General features: G+C 71.4%; 25 protein-coding genes. All 25 read right to left on the bottom strand.

What is annotated here, in order from left to right; genetic code table 11:
• Positions 1–3 precede the first annotated feature (3 nt).
• A complete protein-coding gene (locus ACZ4N4_RS17215) occupies positions 4–255 on the bottom strand; it encodes a hypothetical protein (RefSeq protein ID WP_467589268.1) in 252 nt (83 codons plus the stop codon).
• Between the two features lie 114 nt (positions 256–369).
• Positions 370–1023 carry a hypothetical protein gene (locus ACZ4N4_RS17210; RefSeq protein ID WP_467589265.1) on the bottom strand — a complete coding sequence of 218 codons (654 nt, stop codon included), beginning with the start codon at positions 1021–1023 and terminating at the stop codon, positions 370–372.
• Positions 1020–1778, bottom strand: coding sequence for a hypothetical protein (locus ACZ4N4_RS17205; RefSeq protein WP_467589262.1), 759 nt, complete (start codon positions 1776–1778; stop codon positions 1020–1022). Before ACZ4N4_RS17205 ends, ACZ4N4_RS17210 begins: the two co-directional genes overlap by 4 nt.
• A 25-nt stretch (positions 1779–1803) precedes the next feature.
• Positions 1804–2505, bottom strand: a complete 702-nt coding sequence (locus tag ACZ4N4_RS17200; protein WP_467589260.1) for a hypothetical protein — start codon at positions 2503–2505, stop codon at positions 1804–1806.
• Positions 2506–2553: 48 nt separating this feature from the next.
• On the bottom strand, positions 2554–2979 hold the full coding sequence (locus ACZ4N4_RS17195; protein ID WP_467589257.1) for a hypothetical protein: 426 nt from the start codon (positions 2977–2979) through the stop codon (positions 2554–2556).
• A gap of 99 nt (positions 2980–3078) precedes the next feature.
• Complete coding sequence (locus ACZ4N4_RS17190) at positions 3079–3528, bottom strand: hypothetical protein (protein WP_467589254.1); 450 nt, start codon at positions 3526–3528, stop codon at positions 3079–3081.
• 82 nt (positions 3529–3610) lie between these two features.
• A complete protein-coding gene (locus tag ACZ4N4_RS17185) occupies positions 3611–5410 on the bottom strand; it encodes a hypothetical protein (RefSeq protein WP_467589251.1) in 1800 nt (599 codons plus the stop codon).
• Positions 5407–6549 (bottom strand): AAA family ATPase, encoded by a 1143-nt coding sequence (locus tag ACZ4N4_RS17180; RefSeq protein WP_467590595.1) that lies wholly within the window; start codon positions 6547–6549, stop codon positions 5407–5409. The genes ACZ4N4_RS17185 and ACZ4N4_RS17180 overlap by 4 nt, the downstream gene beginning before the upstream one ends.
• A gap of 194 nt (positions 6550–6743) precedes the next feature.
• Entirely contained in the window at positions 6744–6965 is a 222-nt protein-coding gene (locus tag ACZ4N4_RS17175) for a hypothetical protein (protein ID WP_016572176.1), read from the bottom strand.
• A gap of 161 nt (positions 6966–7126) precedes the next feature.
• Positions 7127–7621 (bottom strand): hypothetical protein, encoded by a 495-nt coding sequence (locus ACZ4N4_RS17170; RefSeq protein ID WP_467589248.1) that lies wholly within the window; start codon positions 7619–7621, stop codon positions 7127–7129.
• 113 nt (positions 7622–7734) lie between these two features.
• Positions 7735–8181, bottom strand: coding sequence for a hypothetical protein (locus ACZ4N4_RS17165; protein WP_467589245.1), 447 nt, complete (start codon positions 8179–8181; stop codon positions 7735–7737).
• Positions 8182–8368: 187 nt separating this feature from the next.
• On the bottom strand, positions 8369–8896 hold the full coding sequence (locus ACZ4N4_RS17160; protein ID WP_467589242.1) for a hypothetical protein: 528 nt from the start codon (positions 8894–8896) through the stop codon (positions 8369–8371).
• Positions 8893–9585: a hypothetical protein gene (locus ACZ4N4_RS17155; protein ID WP_467589240.1), complete on the bottom strand. Its 693-nt coding sequence runs from the start codon at positions 9583–9585 to the stop codon at positions 8893–8895. The genes ACZ4N4_RS17160 and ACZ4N4_RS17155 overlap by 4 nt, the downstream gene beginning before the upstream one ends.
• Positions 9586–9624: 39 nt before the next feature.
• Positions 9625–10641 carry a DUF8094 domain-containing protein gene (locus ACZ4N4_RS17150; RefSeq protein ID WP_467589237.1) on the bottom strand — a complete coding sequence of 339 codons (1017 nt, stop codon included), beginning with the start codon at positions 10639–10641 and terminating at the stop codon, positions 9625–9627.
• 58 nt (positions 10642–10699) lie between these two features.
• The gene (locus ACZ4N4_RS17145) at positions 10700–11242 is read right to left on the bottom strand and encodes a hypothetical protein (protein WP_467589234.1); all 543 of its coding nucleotides are present in this window, start codon (positions 11240–11242) and stop codon (positions 10700–10702) included.
• Positions 11243–11944: 702 nt separating this feature from the next.
• A complete protein-coding gene (locus ACZ4N4_RS17140; RefSeq protein WP_467589231.1) occupies positions 11945–12661 on the bottom strand; it encodes a hypothetical protein in 717 nt (238 codons plus the stop codon).
• Positions 12662–12835: 174 nt separating this feature from the next.
• Positions 12836–13303 (bottom strand): hypothetical protein, encoded by a 468-nt coding sequence (locus tag ACZ4N4_RS17135; protein WP_467589229.1) that lies wholly within the window; start codon positions 13301–13303, stop codon positions 12836–12838.
• Positions 13304–14198: 895 nt separating this feature from the next.
• Entirely contained in the window at positions 14199–15740 is a 1542-nt protein-coding gene (locus ACZ4N4_RS17130; RefSeq protein WP_467589226.1) for an ATP-binding protein, read from the bottom strand.
• A gap of 28 nt (positions 15741–15768) precedes the next feature.
• Entirely contained in the window at positions 15769–16233 is a 465-nt protein-coding gene (locus ACZ4N4_RS17125) for a DUF6238 family protein (protein WP_467589223.1), read from the bottom strand.
• 100 nt (positions 16234–16333) lie between these two features.
• Positions 16334–17803, bottom strand: coding sequence for an SCO6880 family protein (locus tag ACZ4N4_RS17120; RefSeq protein WP_467589220.1), 1470 nt, complete (start codon positions 17801–17803; stop codon positions 16334–16336).
• Positions 17804–17884: 81 nt separating this feature from the next.
• Complete coding sequence (locus ACZ4N4_RS17115; protein ID WP_467589217.1) at positions 17885–19261, bottom strand: SCO6881 family protein; 1377 nt, start codon at positions 19259–19261, stop codon at positions 17885–17887.
• A gap of 34 nt (positions 19262–19295) precedes the next feature.
• A complete protein-coding gene (locus tag ACZ4N4_RS17110) occupies positions 19296–19994 on the bottom strand; it encodes a hypothetical protein (protein WP_467589214.1) in 699 nt (232 codons plus the stop codon).
• The gene (locus tag ACZ4N4_RS17105; RefSeq protein WP_393846127.1) at positions 19994–20308 is read right to left on the bottom strand and encodes a DUF6112 family protein; all 315 of its coding nucleotides are present in this window, start codon (positions 20306–20308) and stop codon (positions 19994–19996) included. Before ACZ4N4_RS17105 ends, ACZ4N4_RS17110 begins: the two co-directional genes overlap by 1 nt.
• 167 nt (positions 20309–20475) lie before the next feature.
• Positions 20476–20832, bottom strand: coding sequence for a hypothetical protein (locus ACZ4N4_RS17100; RefSeq protein WP_467589211.1), 357 nt, complete (start codon positions 20830–20832; stop codon positions 20476–20478).
• A 66-nt stretch (positions 20833–20898) separates the two neighbouring features.
• Positions 20899–22014: a C40 family peptidase gene (locus tag ACZ4N4_RS17095; RefSeq protein ID WP_467589208.1), complete on the bottom strand. Its 1116-nt coding sequence runs from the start codon at positions 22012–22014 to the stop codon at positions 20899–20901.
• Between the last annotated feature and the right edge of the window lie 60 nt (positions 22015–22074).

Here is a 22074-nt window from a genome sequence, read left to right as displayed (position 1 = left end):
CGGTCAGGGGTGGCGCTGCCCGAGGCGCTGTGTCTCGGCGAGGACGGCCTCCGGACGGCCGTCGGCCGACGGGGAGGTGCGGTCGGGGCCGGTCGGAATGCAGGAGCGCAGATAGCGGCGGAAGAGGGCCGTGGCGAGCCGGGGCTTGAGCCGGGTTCTGAGCGGTGGGGGTATGCGGGTTGCTACGGGTTTCTCCGGGTCGGGGGTGGTGAGGTGGGCGGTCCCGGCGCGGTACCGGGACCGCCCAGGCGCCACACGGAGTGCGGCGGCCGACGCCGCAGGTAAGGGGGGAACCGATTGGTCGTCAGGGCCTGGTATCGATGTCCATGCCGCATCCGTCGGCCAGGTTGGCTGTGAGGTTCTCCGCGGTCAGCGGCGGCGCGATTCCGCAGGCCGGGCGCGGCCCGCCGGCGGTGGTGAGGCAGTGGCCGGCCGCTGTGCAGAGCGTGCGGCGTGGTTGCGGGCGTGGAGGATGGCGCGCGCGGCCTCGCTCATGGAGGTGGCTGTGTTTCCGAGCTGCGCGAGGGGATCGTTCTTCCCGAGGGGCGCGGCCTCCTGGAAGTCGTCTGCGGCGATCCAGACGCGGACGACGACTTCTCTGACGAGGGGCAGCAGCCCCTGGACGGGGGCGGCGATCTCGGTGAGGACCTCGGCCACCTCGCTGCCGGTGGTGGCGGTAGCGGCTCGCTCGGCGAGCCCCGCCAGGTAGCGCAGGGCCGCCTCGCGTTCACGGTCCGACGCGACCAGCATGTTCAGTGCGGGGTCGAGGTAGACGCTGTGCCCGGCGGCGAGCAGAGCGTGCGAGGCGGCGGTCGCCTTCAGTCGCTGCTGCTCGACGGGCAGGCCGTGCGGCAGTCGGTGATAGTCCCCGCGCGGTCCGGGGGCGGAGAGGAAGCCGCCGGTTCGCTGGAGAATGTCCGCGGCCTGCTCGGTGCCGCCGACGGCCACGACCAGGCCGGTGCGGGGATCCTTGGTGATGGTGACGTACTCCAGCACCCAGAAGTCGGGCTCTGGCTGCGTCACCGCAACCGGGCGGTCGTCGTGCGCGCGTTGGCGGGGACGGGCGGCGCGGTAGCGGGCGCGGCGGTGGGCGCGGTCAGGCTCGCGGGATGCTGCAGAGCGGTGCTGATGCCGAGAGCGTCCAGGCACGGGCCGATCTCGCGCAGGGGCCGGGCCTGGGCCTGAGTGTCGTCACCGCTCAGGCGGTAGATGCCGCTCTGCGGATCATGGACGAAGCCGTGGGCTATCAGGACAGCGCCGGAGCGGTCGTCGGCCGGTGCGGTGGCGATGCTGCCGTCCGGCTGCCAGGTCAGGACGACCCGGTCCGGCTGCGAGGGCCGGATGTGACCCAGGGCGTTGTGGCGGGCCTGGGCGAGGGCGCGGTCGTAGCGGGCGAGCAGGTCGCCGGCGACCTGCTCGGCGCCCAGGAACGGATCGTCGGCCAGGGCGATGCCGTTGGGCTCGCGGACGGCGCGGTACGCCTCGTCGGGCAGGGCGTGCGGGGCGACGGCGGCGACGAGGAACCCGTCGCGCTCGTCGTACCGGTCCACAATGACGAGCTGCGCGCCGTCCGGCCGGCTCAGGACGGCGGCCTGATGCAGGGGGTGCTCGGCGAGGGAGGCGGCGACCAGGTCCAGGTCCCAGATCCGGTCGGCGAGTTCGGCGAGGTCGTCCTTGGCATCCGGCTCCAGGTAGAAGCTGGTCCAGGTGTCGGGGAGTTCACCGGCGAGAACGTCGGCGTACGAGGCGAGGCGCTCGGAGGTGTCATGGTCGTGCATGGTGTCCTTGGTCAGGTGCAGGTGGTCAGCGGCGCAGGCGGGTGGCACTGACGGGCGGTGGCGCCGGGGCCGGCAGCGCACGCGGCGGTGGTGGGCAGGCGCACACCGCGGAGCGTTCGCTCTCGTGGTCGGGAACCTGTTCGGTGCAAGCCCGGCGGCCGCGGTGACGGGTGTACCGGTCGGCCAGCCGCTCGCGGGTGTGTGCGAGGTCGGAGCGGATGACGCGTACATATTCGTCGGCGAGGTAGCGCAGGCGCCGGGCGGTGTAGGGGTCGGAGGGGTTGCCGAGGCCGTCGAAGAACTCCGCCAGGGCGCCGAGGGTGTCATCCAGCCCGGCGAGGACGCCGTCGTGAGGCGCGGTCAGTTCGGTGAGGATGGCGGCTGCATCGTCGGTGTCGGTGGCTTCACGCAGACGCTCGGCGAGGCGGGAGACCGAGGAGCCGAGGGCGGGATAGCGCACGGGCCGGGCATCGGAGTCGAAAAGCGGGTCGCAGTCGACGTGGTATCCGGCTGCCCGCAGGCGCGCGACGGCGTTGGTGGCGAGGCGGGACTCGTCGTCCTTGGCGAGCGCGGCGGGCGCCCGGTGGTACGTCTCGTGGAGGCGGACGACGGCGACGAAACCCGCGCGCTCAAGGATGCTGTGCGCCTCGGAGTCACCGCCGCGGGCGAGGAGTTCGTCGGAGTGCGGGTCGCGGCGGATGTCCAGGAAGCGGACAGTACGGGGCAAGGAGACGTTTCTCCCGGGGAGATCGTTGGGCGTTGGGCCCGACGGCGGTCACCGGCCGCTGCGGATATCGGCGATGTGCACGAGCTGGCCCAGGGCGGTGGTGGTGTACCAGCCGCAGTCGATCAGCTCGTCGCGGCCGGCGAACCGGGCCAGGAGCGTCTCCTCCATGGCCCGCAGGTGGATCAGGCAGTCCGGGCAGCGGCGCGCGAGGTGCACGAGGTAGCGGGGGTGGGCGGTGACGTAGGACTGGGCACCGCCGGTCGCATCCCGCAGCCGCCACCCGTCCTCGTCGGTCGGGGTGTGCCAGGACGGGACGACCACGCGCATCGCGTCGCCCCATAGTTCCCCGCCGGCCACCCCCTTGAGGACGACGACGGTGTCACCGGCCTGGAAGTGGGCGTGGGTGACGTCCCGGTCGGGAGTCAGCGGGTCGGCCGTCGGCGCGAACGCCGAGGTGGGTGGGGGCTGGGACATGCAGTTCCTTCCACGTGAACGGTGGCGGGGTGGGAGGAACAATGGTCCGGAGGAACGCCGGTTTGGCTAACCGGCGGTCTGCGGCTATGTTGCCCGCCGTCAGCGGAACGGTTTCTCCCTCCCGCGGTCCGTCTCACCGGCTGCGTCGAGGAGTTCGAGCAGGTCAGGACCTTCGGCATCGCGCTGATCGATCCACCAGCTGGCCCGGGTGACGGCGCGGGCTTTCTCCTCCAGCTCCGCCCAGTCCGCCTCGTCCCACGTGCCCTCGGCGACGAGCGCGGTGTACGCGGCCGTCATCAGCTGGTGGCGGGAGCGCTCGCCCCAGGCCAGGGTCTTTTCCGGGCCCTCCACCTGCGGCATGCCGAACTGCTGCGCCCAGGCGACGGCCGCTTCCTGCTCCTCGGCCCGCTTCGTCGCGAGCCACTCCTGCTTGGACTCGGATCCGGTATCGCGCGCCGCCTTCCAGCAGTCGGTGCAATCCTTCGACGCGAGCCAGCGGGCATAGCCCGCCCTCTGGTCGGCAGGACGATGGGACAGGTCGTGATCCACGCTGTGGGAGCAGGCGTGCTCCACGGTCCAGGTCGTACGTATTGTCACGTGGTTGTTCCTGCTTTCTGTCTTCTGTGTTGTCTCAGCGTGTCCTGCGGATGGCGTCTGTGGCCGCCGTGGCGATGGCGGCGGGGGCGCTGGAGGGCTGGGGCAGGTGCAGCAAGGTGGTCCCCGGCAAGTGGTGGGACTTCGCGGTGAGGGTGAGCTGGAGTACGGCGCAGCCGGCGGTCGTGAGCTGCTTGACGCGGGTGACGGCTTGAGCGGTTTCGTCGCTGCCGTACCGGGCGTCGGTGACGATCACGAGGAGGCGGCCGGCGCCGGGGCGTCTGAGTTCGAGGCCGTGGTCGAGTGCGTCGATGGCGTCGCCGAGGTTGTGGTGGCCGCCGTTGGCGTCGAACGTCGTCACGCGCTCTGGTGCTCGGTGGGTGGGGCGGGTCAATGCGGTCAGGTGCCTGTCGTAGGCGATGGTGGCGGTAAGGGAGTCGGGGTCGGTCAGGGCTGCTGCGCGTGCCACGATCCAGGCAGCGGACGCGACGGGCGCGCAGGCGGCACGCATGGAGCCGGAGACGTCGACGGCGATACCCACACGCAGCGGTGGGGTGGGGGAGTTCCGGCGGCGGGTGTGGGTGAACGGTTCCGCGGTGGGGACCGACCCGGCCGCGCGCTGAGCGTCGCGGGCGAGGGCCGCGCGCATGTTGAGGCGGCCGGGCGGGGTGGGGCTGGTGGTCCGCTCCTCGGTCCGCTCGCGGTAGGCGGCGGCACGCAGGGCGCGGCTCAGGCGCGCGGCGGCACTCTGCTCGGTGGCGGTGGGCCTGCGGGTGCCGGTGACCGGGTTGCCGTAGGGCGCCGGTGTGCCGTCGGGGGTGACGGTGGTGCCATGGGCGTTGAAGACCGACTTGGCGGTGGCGGCGGCTTTGCGTCGCTGGCCGGCCCGCTGGGCGCGGCCCTGAGCCTGCTCCTTGGACTGCGCGGCCATGGCGTTGGTCGCTGCGGTCTGTGCTGCGAGGTCGGCGGCGTCGGTGGCTGCCGTGCTGTCCATGACGACCCCTACGGCGCCGGACAGGAGATCGGTGAGGTTCTCCGGCATGGGCAGGGCGGGGGTCGCGGTGTCCAGAGCGTCGCACCATTTGTGAGCGTGCGCGAGCATGGTCGTGGCGTCGTGGTCGGCGCACTGGTGGGCTGCGGTCCAGATGCGGGTGAGTGTGGCCAGCAGGTTTGCGCCCAGCACCTTTTCGCACAGATCGGCGACGGCCCGGGTCTCGCCGGCGTCCAGGATGCCGACGTCACGGCGGCCGAGGACCAGGGCCGCCACGGCGGCGGCGTGCTCGATGCCCTGGAGGGTGGGGTGGGCGATGTCGGGCATGACCAGGGTTCGGGCACTGGTGCGCAGGTACGTGCGGTCCGTGGGCCGCGTGATCAGGTGTGCGCCTTCGACACGGCTCTCCTCAAGCAGGAGCGCGGCCTCGACGACACGGGGGTTCGCTCCGGCTGGCGCCGTCCAGAGGGAGTGGGCCGCGTGCGCGGCCTCGTGGACGAACACTCCCCAGGCGGGGGGATACCGCTCCTCGTCGCCCACGATCCGCGGATGGATCTCGTGGGGCTGGAGCGGGGCGAACAGGCCGGCGTCGAACTCGACCTCGCCCAGAGTGGGGAAGAATGCGGCCGGTGCTCCGCTGCGCGTGCCGGGGCGGCAGGTGACGAGGAGGTCCTGGCGGCCGGAGAGTGCGACCAGCCGATCGCCGAGTTCGGCTCCCACGCGCAGCCACGCGTCCGGGGAGGAACGGGGTTGCGCGGGCGGGGCGCCGTCGTCGTCCCATCGCGCGAGGTCGGCGTCGTCGTCCGGCGTGGTGGCGGGGGACTGGACGTGGTGGTGGGCGCTCATCGCGAGCGGCCCCGGTGCGCGGAGCCGGTGGTGCCCGGGGGCTGCCGGACGGCCGAGGCGGAAAGCTGCTTGCCGAGGGTGAGGGGGCGGACCTCCTTGACGCCGGCAGCCTTGATGACGGCAGCGGCGACGGCGTCGCGATCCTCCAGAGGGGCGATGCCGACCAGGTTCGCGAGCGCGGCTTTGGTGCCGAGGACGGCCTCGGTTTTCTGGTAGCTGAGCAGCTCTCGCAGTTGGGGGGCCCAGCCCAGCTCGCCGAGTTCGACTTGGCGGGAGAGGTGTCGGGCGACCCGGACCACCCGGGCATCGATCCTCAGCGCCAGGGCGAGGTCATAGTCCGTGCCGATCTGGATTTGCACGCTGAACCGGCTTGCGAGCGCCTCCGTCAAAACCGCCCCGTGGACGCCGGGATTGTGGCCCGCCACCACGTAGAAGCCCGGCTCGGCCTTGATGGTCTCGCCCTTGTGGGCCTTGACCTGGATCTGCCTGCGCCCGTCCATTGCGGGATACAGCGCCGCCAGGACCTTCGGTGAGATCAAGGTGGCATCGTCGATCAGCAGGGCGCGGCCCTCGGTCATCGCGGTGACCAGCGGACCGTACTGGAAGACGTAGGCTCCCGCGTCGTCCTGTGTGTACTCGCCGATCAAGTCGCCGACCGTGGTGTCGCCGTCACCGGCGACGGTGAGCAGGTCCGGGAACGCCGCCTCGACCAGACTCGTCTTGCCGGTGCCCGGAGGGCCGTAGAGCAGCACCGGCACGTCGGCGTCGCGCAAGCGATTCAACGCCTCGACGTCGGGCAGATCGGCCAGCTCCCGGGGGTGGTAGACCTGGCCCCCCGCGCGGCGGATCGGGCCGGTCTGCCTGGGCGTGGCTGCTGCGGGAATGGTCGTGTGGGCCATGGCCGCCTGGGCGCGGGGAGAGTGGGTGCCCGGTGGGCTGATTACAGCGGTCTGCGCGGCTGCGGCGGTTTTCGCGTTCGCGCGGAACTCCGGTTGTCCGGTTCCTCCTTGGTCGGCCTCCCCGCGTCGCACCAGGGTGAGGGCGGCGTTGCGGACGGCGCCGTGGGAGTGGCCCAGCTGCCTGGCCATGTCCCCGATGGTGAGCGTATCCGCCGGCCGGTCGGCCAGCAGTCGGGCCACCTTGGCCCGTAGTTCGCCGCCCTTGGTGCGCGCTGGACCGGTAGGCGTTCCGGGTGTGGTCAAAACGAGGCCCCTTCAACAGGTACGGGTGCGGGCGGGGCTGGCGATGCGCTGGAGAGGCCGGCCGCTCTCGGAGCGGATCACGGACTGTGCCGACATCGGCGACCGGGCCAACCGGGGCGTACCGTCGGCGCTCACCGGCCGACCGAGGGCTCGGTCCAGGTGCACGGGATGGCCGGCGACGAGCAGCTCGCTGGCTGCCGAGCAGGCCCGTGCGTCCGCTCCGTACCGGGTTCCGTCGCTCGGCAGGCGCAGCCTGGTGTCTCTTCGAAGCCGGCCTGGAGCAGGATCCGCCGGGCGGCGGCGTTGTAGCCGGTGGTGGTGATCTCGCCGGTGATGGTGTGCCGGATCGTCATGAATGGCTCTGCTGGCGTTTCGGGCAAGGCGGGTCTCCTATCGGTGGTGGCGGGAAAGCGGTGCGGTGGGGTGTTGGGCGAAGACGAGGCGGCCCCGGAGCTTGATGACCACCGTGATCAGGGGTGCGGCCAGGTCATGGTCTGCGCGGCACGCGGGTGGTTCAACGGCGTGTGGTGTTGCGCCGGGACGCGGTGCTGGATGACGGCTTCGCGGCCCGGGCAGCGCGGGCGGCCGCAATCACTGGAGGCGGTTTATCGAAGGTCCAGTGGGCGGGGTGATCGCTGAAGCGAGTGAGGGGGTCGGTGTCCCAGGGGACGAGCGGTCCCCAGGTCGCCTGGATCCTGACGCTGATGACTTCGATGCTCCCCGGGCGCAGGATGTAGCCCCACTCGAAGTCCTGTTCAGCCGCTGACTGCGGGGTGATGGTTTCGCGGGCGGGCGGGGAGCCGTCCGGGGTGATCAGGAAGTAGTCGAGGGCCCTGCTGGGAAACTGCATACCGCCGGTCAGCTCGGTGACCAGCGCGGGGGGTGCCCCGTCGAGGAGATCGGTGCCCAGGGTGTCCCAGCCCAGGGTGACGCTGTCGATGAGGTGGTGCGCCATGGCGTCCACGTCACGGTTGAAGCGGTACTGGAACGCGGCGAGGAGCAGGGGCACCTTGTGACTCGGCTGGCCGATGTAGTGGACGCCGATGCCGCTGTAGCCATCGCTGGTGCGGCGGGCAATGAAGGAACTGGTCGACAGGAGGTCTCCGGGATGACGAGGGTGAACTAGCGGCGGGCGGCGGGGCGCGAGGGGCTGGCCTGTGACGGGGCTGCGGCAGGAACGCTTTGAGGCCGGCTTCCGCGCGGTGTCCGGATGGAGGGCGGGGTGTCGAGGGAGGACCAGGCAGCCGGGTGGTCGTTGAAGGCGGTGCGCGGGTCCACGGACCAGCTCACGCGCGGGCCGATGTCCTCGTGCAGGAGGCTGATCACCTCGACGCCCTCCTTGTGCAGGACGTACCCCCACTGCATGTCCTGCTCGTCGGCGGTCGTGTCGGTGACCGACATGCGGACCGGCGGGGAGCCGTCCTGGGTGATTAGGTGGTCGAGGGTTCGGCTGGGCCAGTGCTCGCCGCCGGTCAGCGTGTTCACGAGCGCGGGCGGAGCGTCGTCGAGGAGATCGGTGCCGAGTTCGTCCCAGCCGACGACCACGTCGTCGATGAGGTGCCGGGTCATAGCCTTGACGTCCTGGCCGAACCGGTATCGGTAGGCGGCGAGCAGGAAGGGGAGCTTCTGGCTCGGATCACCGTCGAGGTGGACATAGATGCCGTCGTAACCGGATTCGGTGGGCCGGGCGATGAAACAGCGGGTGGACAGAGGTACTCCAAAACTGCCAGGACGCGCAGGACTTGGCGGAACAGGTCTAAGGCCGGCGGCGTGGAGACTGGGGGCCTGCGGCATCGGTGGCCCGGTGGTGTTGCTCGGCGACGCCCGGCGTCGGGGCGGGCCTGGGCAGGGGGCCGGTGACAGATTGCAGTGCCCGTTTCAGACTGCGCAGCGCCGCCGCGTGCCCGAGCGTCAGGGCCAGTTGGCTTTCGGGCGTGGCGGCGGGGGCATGCCGGTAGGCGAGGCGGTGGGTATCGGCGAGTCCGGTGAGGGCCGTGCTCAGATGCGTGGCGGCCCGGTTGGTGTGTACGAGCGCGGTCGCCAACTGCGCCAGGTACTCGCGTCCCACGGTCGTGGCGGCGAGGGGGCTGTCGGCGGACTGGCGAAGATCCGCGAGGAGACCGGTCGCGAGGTTGTGCACGGCGACCAGTTCGTCGGTGGTGGGTGTGATGACGGCCCGCGCGTTGTCGGCCTCGGGAGGCACGAGGGCGGCGGCGGTCTCGGTGATGCGTCGCTGCCAGGTGGTCAGGCGGGCGTGAACGAAGGCGTCGTTGCTCAGGCTCATCGGCGCTTTCCCTTGTAAGCGGCTGCTCCTGGCAGGGGCGGGTGCGTACGTGGTCCGTCGTTGGTGTGCAGGGTGATGTGGAAGTTGCGGTGCCGCAGGCGTTGCAGGCCGGTGATCAGGTGGCGCCGTACCTCCTGGGGGCTGAGGGCGTCGGGAAGGTGGCACTCGCCGGTCGCGGGGTCGAGGAGGAACCCGCCGTGCGCGAGGAGTTCGGCGTTGGCACCGAGGTAGCCGGAGCGGATCCGGGGGCGCTGCTGGTCGTCGAAGGCGACGTGGGCCTGCATGTGGCCCGGACTGCTGCGCCGGATCACGATCGGGGCGGCAAGCCGGTAGGCGAGCAGCAGTCGGCGGTGCAGGGCGGCTGCGGCCCGGACCGGGTCGTCGGGAACGGCGATGCCGCGCGGGGCCCGGATGCCGCGGACATGCCAGTAGCTGGTGTTCGCGGGCAGCATCGGCAGCACCAGGTACTGCCGGGGGCGGTGGGGGCGGGGCAGGACGTAGAGCTGGAGGCCCCAGTGGTGGGTGAGCACGGTGCGCCGGGCGCCGGCTTCGTAGGCCTTGTACGGCATGGGGCCGCTGTCCCACATCCGTGCGCCCGCCGGGTCGTCGGCGATGAGCACGGTGTGGGGGGAGGGATGCCAGCCGGGCAGCCGCTCGGCGAGAGCACGGGTGAACTCGGTGAGGTGCACCGGAGGTTCCTCGTGGGGGGTGTTCGTCGGTGCCGCTGGTCACGAGGAGGCGGTTATGCCGTGGGCGTCGGTGCGGCGGCAGGTGTAGCCGAGCAGCGTCGACTTGCCCCGCGTGGTGGGGACGGCGGCGACGTCGGAGCAGGTGAACTCGTATGTGAAGTAAGGGCTGTTGGTGGTGCCGAGCCAGGCGCGGTCGTTCTTCTCCGGGATGATCTCGAAGCCGGAGAAGACGGTGTCGCGCTGGGTGTGGTTGTGGGCGAACATGACGAGGGCCTGGCCGTCGGCGGCCTTCAACGCGTAGCTGCCGGTGAACTCGGGGGCGGCAGCCGAGAACGTGGTGACGCCGTGGCTGCCGAACTTGTGCACCGTCTTGTCGTGCGCCTTGATCTGCCGGGCGGTCGCCTCCGAAGAGGTGAAGACCTTCCTTCCGCTCAGGTCTCCGCCCGTGGCGAAGTTGTCGCCGACGGCTGTACGCAGGGTGGTGACCGGCGTGGCGACGTCCTTGCTGGAGGTGGCGTCCAGGGCGGTGGCGTAGCCGTCGGCGTCGAGGGAGACCTTCGGGAGCTTCTTCGGGTCGTCGAGGTCGACCGCGGCGACCATCTCCCACCGCTTCGTTGTGGCCTGCTGGGCGAGGACCATCACCCGGACGTACTGCTTCTTTTTGCCGCTGCGGGTGACGGCGGCGAACCACCGCTGCTGGTCGGCGCGGAAGCGGGGGATGTAGACGTCGGTGGCGGCGAGGTCGTAGGACCACGGCTTGTACGGCTCGCGCTCAGCCCGGGGCAGGCCCTCGGTTTCCTTGTAGTCGGCCACCGACATCGCGTAGAGCGGCCCGTCCTCGACCGTGTTCAGGAGTGCCCGGTCGCGGTGTTTGTTCGCCTCGTTGTTGATCTTCGAGTAGTGGGCGATCTGGGCCAGGGCCTCCTTCTTAGTCAAAGCCGGTAGGGCAGTCGGGGAGGGCGAAGCGCTGGGGGCGGTCTTGACCGTGGTGCTGGCGTTGTTGCTGGTGGTGCAGGCGGTGGCGGTGAGAGCGGCCGTGATGGTGGCGGTGAGCACGGCGGCGGTGCGGCGGGCGAGGGTGTGCTGGGGGATGTGGTGCTCCGGGTCTGTACGGTCAGTGGGTTCGGGTGGGGACCGCGGATGCCGCAGGCGCGGGTGGCGCGGCAGGGGCTGGGGGCCGGTTGTCGGCGGCGGTCCTCAGGTGCTTCGCGGCGTCGGCGAGACCCGTTCGGGTTTGCGCGATGCGGTTGGCGAGATGCCGGTGGCCGGTGGTCATCGCGCGGGCCCGGCCGGGGCTCGGCGCTTGGTGGCTGAGGTCGGCGAGAGTGCCGAGCAGGTGGACGGCGGCACCGAGCGAGGCGAGCGCGGCACCGGCAGGCTCGGCCGCGCGGGCGAGTCCGCCGGCGAGGCGGCGCTGAGCTGCCGTGACCTGGGAGGGGTAGCGGTCGGCAGCCCGGTGACGCGCGGCGTGCTGGCCGGCCAGGTAGCCCAGCAGACGGGCCAGGTGGCGGACTTCGTCGTCCAGGAGGTCACTGAGTACCGGGTCTGCGCGGATCTGGTCGGGCAGCGGGAGCTGGTCGGCGATGGAGTTGAGTCGGTCGGCCACGTCGTGCAGCAGCATCCGCTCGTCGAGGTCGCTGGCAGCTTCATCAGGCATCAGAGGACTACCCCTGGGCCGCGGACGGTGTGCCCGCTGCCTGCCCGGCGGTCTCGATCAGCAAGGTCGTGCGGGTCGGCGGCACGGGCTTCGCCAAGGTCATCGGCTGGGGCCGCCCGGCGCAGCCGGGGGCGGGGGCGGGGGCGGCCCCGGCAGCGTTCCGCGGACTGTGCGGTCGCGTTGCGTGAGCGGGTCGGGATCCGGTGGCGGGTCGTAGTGCGCCCGGAGGATCTTCAGGTCGGCTTCGGCTGCCATCGCGAGGGCGGAGGAGATACGGCTGGCCGCGTCGCGCAGGAGCTTCGGCGGTGACCCGGTCTCCGCGCCGCGGTTCTGGTTCTTCCAGCGGGCGGCCAGGGCCAGGTGGTCGATGACCTCTGCGAGGAACGGCTCGACCGTGTCCAGCAGTGCGTTGAGGACGGTGCTGAACTCGGCCGGCGTGTCGGCGGCGTCCAGTGCCTCCCGGTACGGGCTCGGGTCCGGGACGGGGAGCGGCGCGGCTGGCAGTGAATGTCGGGCGCGGAAGGCTTCTGCGTCGCGCTTGGCCCATCGGTGCAGGTCGTCAGTGGTGGCCGAGCCGGTCTGGTGGGCCCGGATCTGCTCCGCGGTGCGCCCGACGTTGTCGTACAGCTCGAAATCGGGGTGCTGCAGGGGTAACTCCGGGGAAAGGGAAGGGGCGTTGTGGTCGCTTCGGGCGGGCTGTCGTCACGAGCGGTGGTGCCTGCGGGGCGATGCCCGGGAGGGAGGCGCGAGTGCTTTCACGGCGCCGCTCACCGGCTGGGGAGCTCCGTGTGCGGTGCGTGGGGGTGGGGGTCTCGGTGTTCTGCCCGGCGGTGGGGTTTCGAGGGCACCGGCGAGGAGGGAGGGGCGGTCGCCGAGGTCGCGGAGCCAGCTCAGGAGCTTGGGCAGGTTCTTGTCGGGCCCGTAGGCGAGGTAGGTTCCGTCGGCGGTGTCGCAGCCGAACCACTCGGCGATCCCGAGTCGGATCCGGGAGTTGACGCGGCCCATGTGCACGCTCTTGCCGAGTCCCTTCGCCTCCCGTGCCAACCGCTCGGCGACCGGGCCGAGTTTCCACTCGGTCGATCCGGCCAGGAAGAGGACGTCGAAGGCATCCCACGGCAGCAGACCGGGCGCATCGCATCCGTCCTGTGCCGCGTAGGCCGCCGGAACGCCCAGTTCGCGGATGCGGGCCAGCCAGGGCAGGGACTCGATCAGGGTGCCGGCCGCGTCGAACGGCTCATCCGGGGCCAGCGCCCACAGGCACCGGTCAGGCCCGTACCGGTCGACGGTGCGGCTCAGCCATGCGAACCATGCCTCGGTGCCCGGCCAGTAGCGGCCTTTGCCGTTGCTGCCGAACTTCGAGTTGTCACACGCGTACAGGGCGCCCTCTGGGATGCGGCTGCCTTGCGCGGGAGTGGTCATACAGCCGATGCGTCCGGCGCTCATCGCAGCCCGGATGTCAGGTCCCGAGGGAGTGCCGAGATACAGCACCGCCAACCTCCCGCGTGGACGGAGCGCGGGTCCGCCGGCCTGTGGGAACCCGTGGGCGAGAGGGAGGGGGAGGGATGATGCTCTGCGGACGTGTCCGGGTTCGGGTCACCGGATCTTCGGGCGGCCCGGCCGGGTGCGAGGTGTGACCGGTTCGGGGAGGTGGCTGGACGCCGAGGAGTTGGTTGGTGAGGCGGGGTGGGGCAGCAGCCCGAGCCGGCCGAGGCGGTGGTCGATAGCCTCGACCAAAGGCTGGGCGCTCCCGCCGTGGCGGGCCTCGGGCCGCTGCGAGGTACTGGGGTCGTCGGAGGGGGCCGAGTCGTAGAGGATCTCGAAGAGGCTCTGGTCGTCGGGGTGCTCGCGGGTCACGATCCAGCCCTCGGGGTCGCCGGGCGGGCGCTCGGAGGGCGGCTCCTGCGGCGGGCTGATGATCAGGTAGCTGTCGTCGGGGAGGGCCACGCGCACGATGTAGGCGCTGAGGCCGAACTCGATATCGCACTCCAGCCCGCGCTCTCGCAGCGGCGTGGTGATGTGCGCGTGGCGGCGCCACAACTCCTGCCACCACGGGGTGTCCACGTTGCGATGGTCGGGAAGCGGCGCGAGCGGAGCCGCGCGGCGGGCGTTTGGAGTGCTCTGCTGGTCAGCGGCCACGGTTCCGCCTGCGGGAGGATGGCGGGCGGTGGGGCGGAGGTATCCGGCGAGCGGGGTCGGCTTGCGGCTTCGGCACCGGACTGAAATCGAGTTCGTACTCGTCGCAGACGGCGATCAGGCCGTGCTCCCTATGGGCTTCGCGTTCGATGATCTGCGTCATGAGGCCGTCGAGCTGGGCCTGGCAGTGCTGGTAGTCGGCCCAGTCGGCGTCGCTGAGGTGGGCGGGGCGGTTCAGAGGACTCCTTGAAGGGGCGGGGGTCGGCCCGGGTCAGCGGTGGCGACCGCCCGGTTTGGGCGGCATCGGGCTCTGGCGGGGGGAGGGCGTGAGGAAGAAGCGGTGGAAGTCGAGGTGGTCGGTGAGTTCCTGGACTGCGTCACCGAGCGACTCCGACGCGCGCCGCCGACAGGAACGCGCCGTCGCGTGTTCGATGACCATGCGGTTGTCCCGGAAGTATCTGTCGTTCTCGCTGTGCGACCGGGGCAGTGAGAACGCGGTCTGCGCAGTCTCGGCGAAGTGCGGTACGGCCTGGCTCGACAGGGTGACCGCCGACGCCAGATGGGCGAGGACGGCGCTGCCGGCACGGTTCTGGTGGAGGTGGTCCGGGCGAAGTCGGCAGTCAGCTGGACGACATCACGGGCGAGAGCCTGTGCGTCGGTGACGTGCCGGAGTAGCGCGGTGAAGGACGGCGAGGCCGGGACATGACCGGTGTCGTCCAGCAGCTCCCACTGCTCGAACGCGCCGGAAAGTTTGCCCCTGACGGCGTTGAGCGCGTCGATGAGGTGGAGGGTGGTGGCGCGTGGGATCAGCTCACGCTGGATATCAGGTTTCATGATCTTTTACGGTCTTTACGTTCATTCGAGCGTCGGTGTCGAAGAGCGCCAGCTCGTGACTGTGCAGAAGGTGCTGCACGATGAAAGATCGTCCGGCGACTTTCCACAGGCCGCGCCCGCGGTTGAGGTGGGCGATGGCGTCCATCTCGACGGAGGTCAGGCCGAGCAGGGAGGCCGCGGCGTGGAGTTGGTCGGTCTCCTGGCGGTAGATGATGCGGGTGGAGCAGTCGGCGAGGAGTCCCTCGGCCAGTGCGCGGCCCTGTGATCCGGCGTCGCCGGCGGTGAGCAAGTCGGACAGCCGGTGGATCACCATGAGGTTGGCGATGCCGAGGCCGCGGCTGAGTTTCCACTGGGCCTGCATCCGCTGGAGCAGGCCGATGTGCCGCATCAGGCGCCATGCCTCGTCGTACACGATCCAGCGCCGGCCGCCGTTCGGATCGGAGAGGGCGGTCTCCATCCAGGCGCTCGCGCAGGTCATAGCCAGGACGAGGGCGGTGTCGTCCCCGCTGCCGCCGAGCCGGGACAGGTCGATGGTGAGCATCGGCGCGGTCGGGTCGAAGGCGACGGTGGAGGGGGCGTCGAACATGCCGGCCAGGTCGCCGTGGACCAGGCGCCGCATGGCGTGGGCCAGGTCGCGGGCGGCATCGCCGAGTTGGCCCGACATCATCCCGGCGGCCTCGTCGAGCGTCAGTGGGTTGTTGAGGGTGGCGGCAACGTCGCCGAGGAGCGGGGTGCGGTGCATCTCGGCGGCGCGGGTGACGACGGCGTCGAGGGCGACGTCCAGGGCGGTGTGCTCCATGGGCATCAGGTCCCGACCCAGGACGGTGCGGGCCAGGGAACCGAGCAGGAGCAGGCGTCGTTTGCGGATCTCGCCGACCCAGTCCGCCTCCGGCACGCTCGCCGGGCGTGGCGCCGCGTCCAGGGGGTTCAGGCGTCCGGGCAGTCCGGGACCGAGGGCGACGGACCGGCCGCCGAGGCCCTGTGCGACCGGCGTCCACTCGCCCTTCGGGTCGCACGGGACGTAGACGCGGTATCCGAAGGCGACCGAGCGCAGCGCGAAGGACTTGGCCAGCGCGCTCTTGCCCTGGCCGATGACCCCGGCGAGCAGGAGGTTCGGATTGGTGAATCCCTCGACGCGGCCGTACAGCGCGAATGGGTCGAAGACGAACGATGCTTCGGCGTGGACGTCGCGGCCGATGTAGATGCCTTCGGCGCCGAGGCCGCCTTCGGCGAGGAAGGGATAGGCGCCGGCTGCGATGGCGGTGGTCATGCGGTGGGCGGGGACCTTCAGTCGGTTCCCGCGAGCGGAGGCGGGCCCGGGGCGTCCGTTCGGCGGGTGGAGTGGGGTGGGCATCTGGTGCTCGGCGACGGTGCCCTCGTTCTGGTGGGCGATGGCTTCGGCGCGGGCTTTGGCGGTGGCCTCGGCGAGCTGGCGACGGGCGGCCTTGCGGCTGGCACGGTCGGCGCCGTGGGGAGTGAAGAGCGGGCTGGCGGAGGCGCGGCGGGCCCGTCGGGAGGGCCGGTGGCTCATCGGAGGCCCTCGATTCTGCGGGTGGTGCTCATCGCGCGCAGGCCGTGGTGTGCGGGCGGAGGTCGGTGGGGGTGGTCTTGCGGCGGAGGACGTGCCCGGCGGCGAGGTGGCGCTGGCAGATCGTCAGCACGGGCGGTCCCTCGGGTAGCCGTTCTGGATGGCACGCGCTGGCCTCGGCTTCTTCCGCTGGTGTGTCGGCGGGCAGCAGGTGGAAGGCGGAGTGGACCTCGCTGGTGGCCTGCCAGAGGCGGGTGTGCGCGGTCGCCAGGTGACGGCCGGCGGCGGGGTACGGCGGGCGGGCGGTTTCGGCGAGGCGGTCCAGGAGGGGGAGCAGGGCGGTGAGGTGGGCGTGGAGCACGTCCAGGTGCCGACGGTCCGCTCGCTGGGGCGGGGCCGCGTCCGGCGAGGCAAGGGACCGGGTGTGGTGGCGGATTCCGGCGCTCGCGGCGCGGAGGAAGGGGTGCGCGTCGTCGGGGCGCAGGGGAGAGGTCAAAGGTGGTGGTCCTTCCTGCCGGTAGGCAGGGGAGTGAGGGGCGTCCCGTTGCGGGTGAACCGGAGTGCCGCCGGTCAGGACGCGCGCGGGCGCGGCGGGTTCACAGGGCGGTGCGGGCCAGCGGGAGCGCGGCGAGCGTGAAAGCGTCCGGCTGCTGGTAGTTGAGGCGACGCAGGTCGACGCCGGAGGTGGCGGCGTGGGTCTCGATCCGTGCGCAGGCGGCGTCCAGGAGGGCGTCGGTCTCGGCGGTCACGGTGACCAGGCCGGTGAGCGCCACGTCCGCGTGCCCGGCGATGAGCTGGCGTTCGCGGGTTTTGACGTCGGCGTACTCGACGGAGTCTTCCTCGCTGTCGACCTGCCCCCGGCGGGCCCTCTCGTTGGCATCGGCGATGATCGCCGCCTTCTTGCGCTGGACGTCCCGCAACGCGGATTCGAGGCCCTGCGGCACGTAGATGAGGGAGAGGCTGCGGCGCACGCCGGCCGTGAACATGATCCCGTGCAGGAACCCGGCCCCCATCTCGGTGCGCGGCCAGTTCTCCACCCAGTAGGTGGCGTGCCGTGCGCTGTCGGTGGCGAGGCGGTCGTACTCCTCGAACTGGACGACGGGGCCGGCGGCGGCGGGGTCGGCCTCGGCGCGGCCGGTCTCGGACCATTGCTGGAGCGCGGCGAGGGCTTTGGGGTCGTAGGCGGTGCGGATGACGGCTGCGATCTCCCGCGCACTCAGCCAACCGGTGACCTGGAGCCCGGCGTTGCGGGCGGCCTGGGCGATGGAGGCGGTGGTCTGCTCCATGACGGTGAACGCCCCCGGAAGCCCTCCGCCGGCCTGGCTGATCAGGCGCCGGGCGGCCTTGAGGTCGAGGGAGATGGCGAGGTAGGTCTCGTGCGGGGCGGCGGCGGGTCCGGCCGAGGCGACCAGCTCGGAGTAGATCTGTCCCGCGACCGGGGCCTGGGGCTGCCCGTTCTGTGTCCAGTGCCGGGTGAGGGTGTCGCCGCTGTCGGGGACGGTGCGCTCCAGCACCTGCACGGTGGCGATGTGCCTGGTGCGGGCGATGCCCGCGAGCGCGCGCCCCCAGGCCGTGACGTTGTGGTTCTGGGTGGCGGGGTCGAGGAGGGCGAAGGCACGGCTGGTGACGCGGGCGACGGCGGTCAGCGTCTGCCGGTGGGGGTCGTGGACGGCCGCGGCGCCGTTGGCGGAATCGCCGGGGGTGACGACCTTCAGGGACGCGGTGGTGCCGGGCAGGTGGAGGACGCCGTCCTGCCGGGGCCGGGTGACGGGCCGGGCGAGCCAGAGGGTCTGGCCGGTGCGGCGGCGGTGTGCGTACCGGGCGACGATCGGCGCCCAGTCGATCAGTGAACGGCCGTGCCGGCGGATCGCGACGAGCGCACCGGCCGTGGCCCACACAGGGGTCAGGGCGACGGCGCCGAGCAGTCCGGTGGAGATCACCGTCATCAGCAGCAGCGCCAGCGTGCAGGAGACGAGGGCGAGTTGGGGCCCGGAGAGGCCGAGGAGGATGCCGCGGCGGGACCGGTGCGGGAACTTCACCGTGACCGGGGCGGGGAGATCAGTCAAGGAGCGGGTCCTGGAGACGCGGGTGGAACCCGGGGGCGGGAGCGAGCGTGCGCACCCCGCTCCCGGGAGTCGGTCAGGGAATCAGAGGCCGGTCGGAGGAGGCAGCGAGGGGCCGCTCCCGCCGCTTGACGAGGCGCTGGGCGTTCCGGAGGACGGCGGTGCGCCCTGCGGCAGCGGGGTCGTGGTCGGCGGAGTTGACTGCCATCCGCCGCCCGGCCCGGACGCGGCACTCGTGGCGAATCCGCCGGGTCCCGGGCTGCCTCCCACTTGGCCGCTGGTGGCGTCGGACACGCTGGCCGGCGCGGGGTGGACGGCCTTGTCCAGGCCGGACTTGACCGCGTCGCCGCCGGCCGAGGCACCCGTTCCGCCGCTCTGCGATCCCTCCCTACCCTCGCCGTCTCCGCCGGTCGGGTTGGCGGCGATGTCGCCGGGGAATCCGCCGTCGGCGTCCGGGCCCTGCGGCGCGGCACCCGCGCCGGCGGCAGCGCCACCGGTCCCGGCGGTCGCCGCCGCGGCGGTCGCCTTGCGGGCGGCCCTCTCCGCATGCGCCCTGGCGATCTGGACTCCGGCACCGCCGGCACGGTGGATGGACTCCCCGTCGGTGCCGTCGGCCGCCCAGTGCACGAACTTGAAGACCGCGTACGGGCACAGCAGTACCAGGACCATGATGACGATGCCGGACATGACGTCGGCGAGGGCGGCGATGCCGTCTTTGGCCTCGGTTTTGCCCATGGCGGCGATACCGAGGACGAAGATCACGGTCATCAGCAGCTTGGAGACGACCAGGGTGGCGGTGGCTTCGATCCAGCCCTTGCGCCAGCGCCGGGCGACTTCCCAGCCGCCGCCGGCGGACGAGAACACGGCGAGGGTGACCATGACGAGGATGCCGACCTTGCGGACCATCATCATGCACCAGTAGAGGATGGCGCCGATGGCGGCGCCGAGCCCGGCGACGACCGGGACGAGCCAGCCGAGTCCGGACAGCGATGCGATCTGGTTGACCTCCACGATGCGGCGCACGGCCGACTCGATGTCCAGGTGCGCGGTCTTGAACAGGCCGTCGCTGACGGCGTCGACCACTTCGACGGCGACCGTGGTCAAGGAGATGGCGCAGAAGGCGAACAGGACCCCGGACGCGGTGCCGGTGAACGCCTGGGTGAGGGCTTGTCCGTCACGTCGGACGGCGGCCCTCACGAGCTGTGCGCAGAAGGTCGCGACCAGCAGGACCAGGCCCAGCGGCAGCAGCGTCTCGTAGTTGTCGACGAACCACGTCGCGTTGAGGTCCACCTTCGTGGTGGTGTCGACGGCTTCGGCTGCCAGATCGGCTGCGGCGGCGGCCAGTTCGCCGGCGGACTTCGCCATCCAGTCACCGATGGCCTTGCCGGGATCCGAGGCGAAATCCACCGCGTCGCCGACGTCGCACAGCTTGTCGGCCAGGGGGAAGTCACAGAAACCCACGGGGAGTCACCCCTCCTTTCGTTTCATGCGCGGGTCACTGGGTGACGCTCGGTGCGAGGGCGGCCAGGGTGCAGTCGTGGTCCGGGCGGCATTGGACGGCGAGGGTCACGGCCCGTTCCTCGGCCCCGCTGCCGCCCTTCTTCCAGACGATCTGCTGTGCGCCGTTGACGGTGACGACGTAGATGTACGCCTCGGTGATCGCGGACGGGTCGTCCGCCAGGGCCTGCTTGAACGCGGAGGGGTAGTGGCCCTCCGTGACGTGGGCGGTGGCGTGCTGGTCCTGGTCGGCCATCCGCGACCACAGCAGCGGATCGGGAACCTGGCCGGCAACGGAAGCCCAGTCGGCGTACTTGGTCTCCGTGGTCATCCAGGCGCGCATGCCGGCGAGCTGCTGGTCGCGGCTGGTTACGCGGGTGTCGTAGGACCACAGCATCTGCGCTGCCGCCTTGGCATAGGCGACCGGATCGGCGATCTGCGGCGGATTCGGGACCGATCCGGACCCGGACGACGGCTTCGGGACGGCCTCGTCGGCGGAGGACGCACTACTGCCGGCCGGGGCCGGCACGGCGGTGCCCGCAGCTTGGCGGCCGTTCCCGCTGCCGCTCACCACGGCGACGATCCCGGCGAGGGCGAGCAGAACGGCGACGGCGCAGGCGACGATCGCGATGCGCCGGTTGACTGACCAGCTCGCACCGTACGAAGACAGGGAAAAGGAGGGGAGCCGGTTTCGCATCAGTGAACCTGCGACCCCAAGCCGGAGAAGAAGGCGATGATCCCGTTCGCGGCACCCAGACCGAGGGCGGCGCCGGCGGCCACGACCGCGCCCTTCTTGCCGTTGGCCTCGGCCTGGTGACCACCGGTGTGGTGGCCCCAGGCCCACACGCCGAGGGAGACCGCGAGGGCGCCGACCACGGCGACGATCGCGAACAGGTTGATGGAGTTGACCACGTTCTTCAGCACGGAGAGGCCGGGGAGGCCGCCGCCCGAGGGCGTGATGCCTGGGTCGTAGGCGAGCTGGATGACGCGGTCTGCGAGAGGGACGGACATAGGTGTGGCAGAGACTCCTTGCGTACGAAGGCCAGGCGGGGGCCGACGGGAGACGGGGGAGGCGTGAAGCGGTTGCCGCGCGCGGGAACTAGGGCGCCGTCCGGGCCGGGGACTGCCCTGCCGGCGGCAGGGCAGTGGTCACGCTCCGGGGCGGTGGCCGGGGTGCTCTACTTAGGGATCGACGGCTTCGGCGCGGGGTTGGTCTGGTAGGGGTTCGCGCAGTTGTAGATCATGTAGCCGCGGATCTTCTTGCCGTCGGACTTCCGGGTGACGGTGCCGCGGGTGTACCAGGTCTTCTCGGCCTTCTTGTACGCCCACTGGTCGTAGAGGACCTTGTCGTGTCGGTAGCCGATACCCACGACCGTAGATGTCTTCGACGGGGCCTTGCGGATCTTGACCGCGCTGCAGCTGATGGTGGTCTTGCCGGTGTCGCACGCCTGTGCCGTGGTGGCGGTGACCAGGCCGCTGGCGGCAACGGCCAGGCCCAGAGAGGCTGCTGCGAGGGCGCGGTGGCGGGTAATCAAGGATGCTCCGTACTGTCGGGAATCTCGGTCAGAGGGGTGTGTCGTGGCGGTCTCGCCCGGCCGGTGTCAGAGGACGCGCCGGGCGGCGACGATCGGCCAGTCCTTGATCGGAGTGATCCGGACCGGTTTGGTGGTGCGCGGTGCTTCGATCACGAGGCCCTCGCCCATGTACATGCCGACGTGCTCGGGCCGGCTCGCGGTGCCGCGGCTGAAGATCAGGTCACCGGGCTCAAGCTGGGCGGGGGAGACCGCCTTGCCTTCGTTGACCTGCGTGTACGTGGTGCGGGTGAGGGTGACGCCGGCGTGGGCGTACGCCTGCTGCACCAGGCTGGAGCAGTCGCAGCGGCCCATGGGGTCGGGACCGTGCGCGTTCGTACAGGATCCGCCCCACTGGTAGAGCGTGCCGAGCTGCTGCATCGCCCAGGCGATGGCCTTGCGCGCCTTCGGATCGGCGTCCTTGGGGATCGAGTATCCCTTCGGGACGCTCCCCTCGGGGATGCGGCCGAACCCGGAACCGTCCTGGTCCAGAGCACAATCAGTCCCACTGGTCGACGGTTCCTTGCCCTGGTCCGTGTCACCGCCGCCGGGGAACGTCTTGGCGATAGCGGCCTGCAGCGCGGTGGCCAGGTTCTCCCACTGCGCGTACGCGTCCGGCAGGCCGGACTTCTGCACGGCTTGGGCGGCCTGGGTGACGGTCATCTGCTGCCAGCCGTCCACCTTGAGCAAGTGCTCGTAGAACTGCTCGGAGGCGTAGACCGGATCGCGGATCTGCTGGGCGCTGCCCCAGCCCTGAGAGGGGCGCTGCTGGAACAGGCCGAGCGAGTCGCGGTCCCCGTAGTTGAGGTTGCGCAGTCGGCTCTCCTGCATCGCCGTGGCTAGCGCGATGATCTGCCCCTTCGTGGGGACGTCGAGCGAGAGACCGGTGGCCACGATCGTCGCCGCGTTGGGGACCTGCTCGGCGGGCAGGTCCAGGCCCTCGACGTGCACGTCCTTGCCGGAGGCACCGTCGAGGATCTTGGCGACCTGCTCGGCGACCTGGACGCTGTCGATGTCGCTCAGGCAGCTGCTGAAGGAGCTGCTGCTCTGCACGGCGTCGGCGGCGGAGGCCAGCACCATGCCGGTGCCGGCGATGAGGATCGGGGAGAGGAAGACGACGCCGATGCCGGCGGCGAGCCCCTTCAACCCGAGCGGGCCGCTCGACGGTCGGCGGGTTCGGGCATGGGCGGGTAACGGGACGTCATG

It is taken from the genome of Streptomyces sp. NPDC026538 (assembly GCF_055567535.1).
The sequence above is the reverse complement of the archived record's forward strand: the minus strand, read 5'-3'. Positions and strand labels throughout refer to the sequence as shown.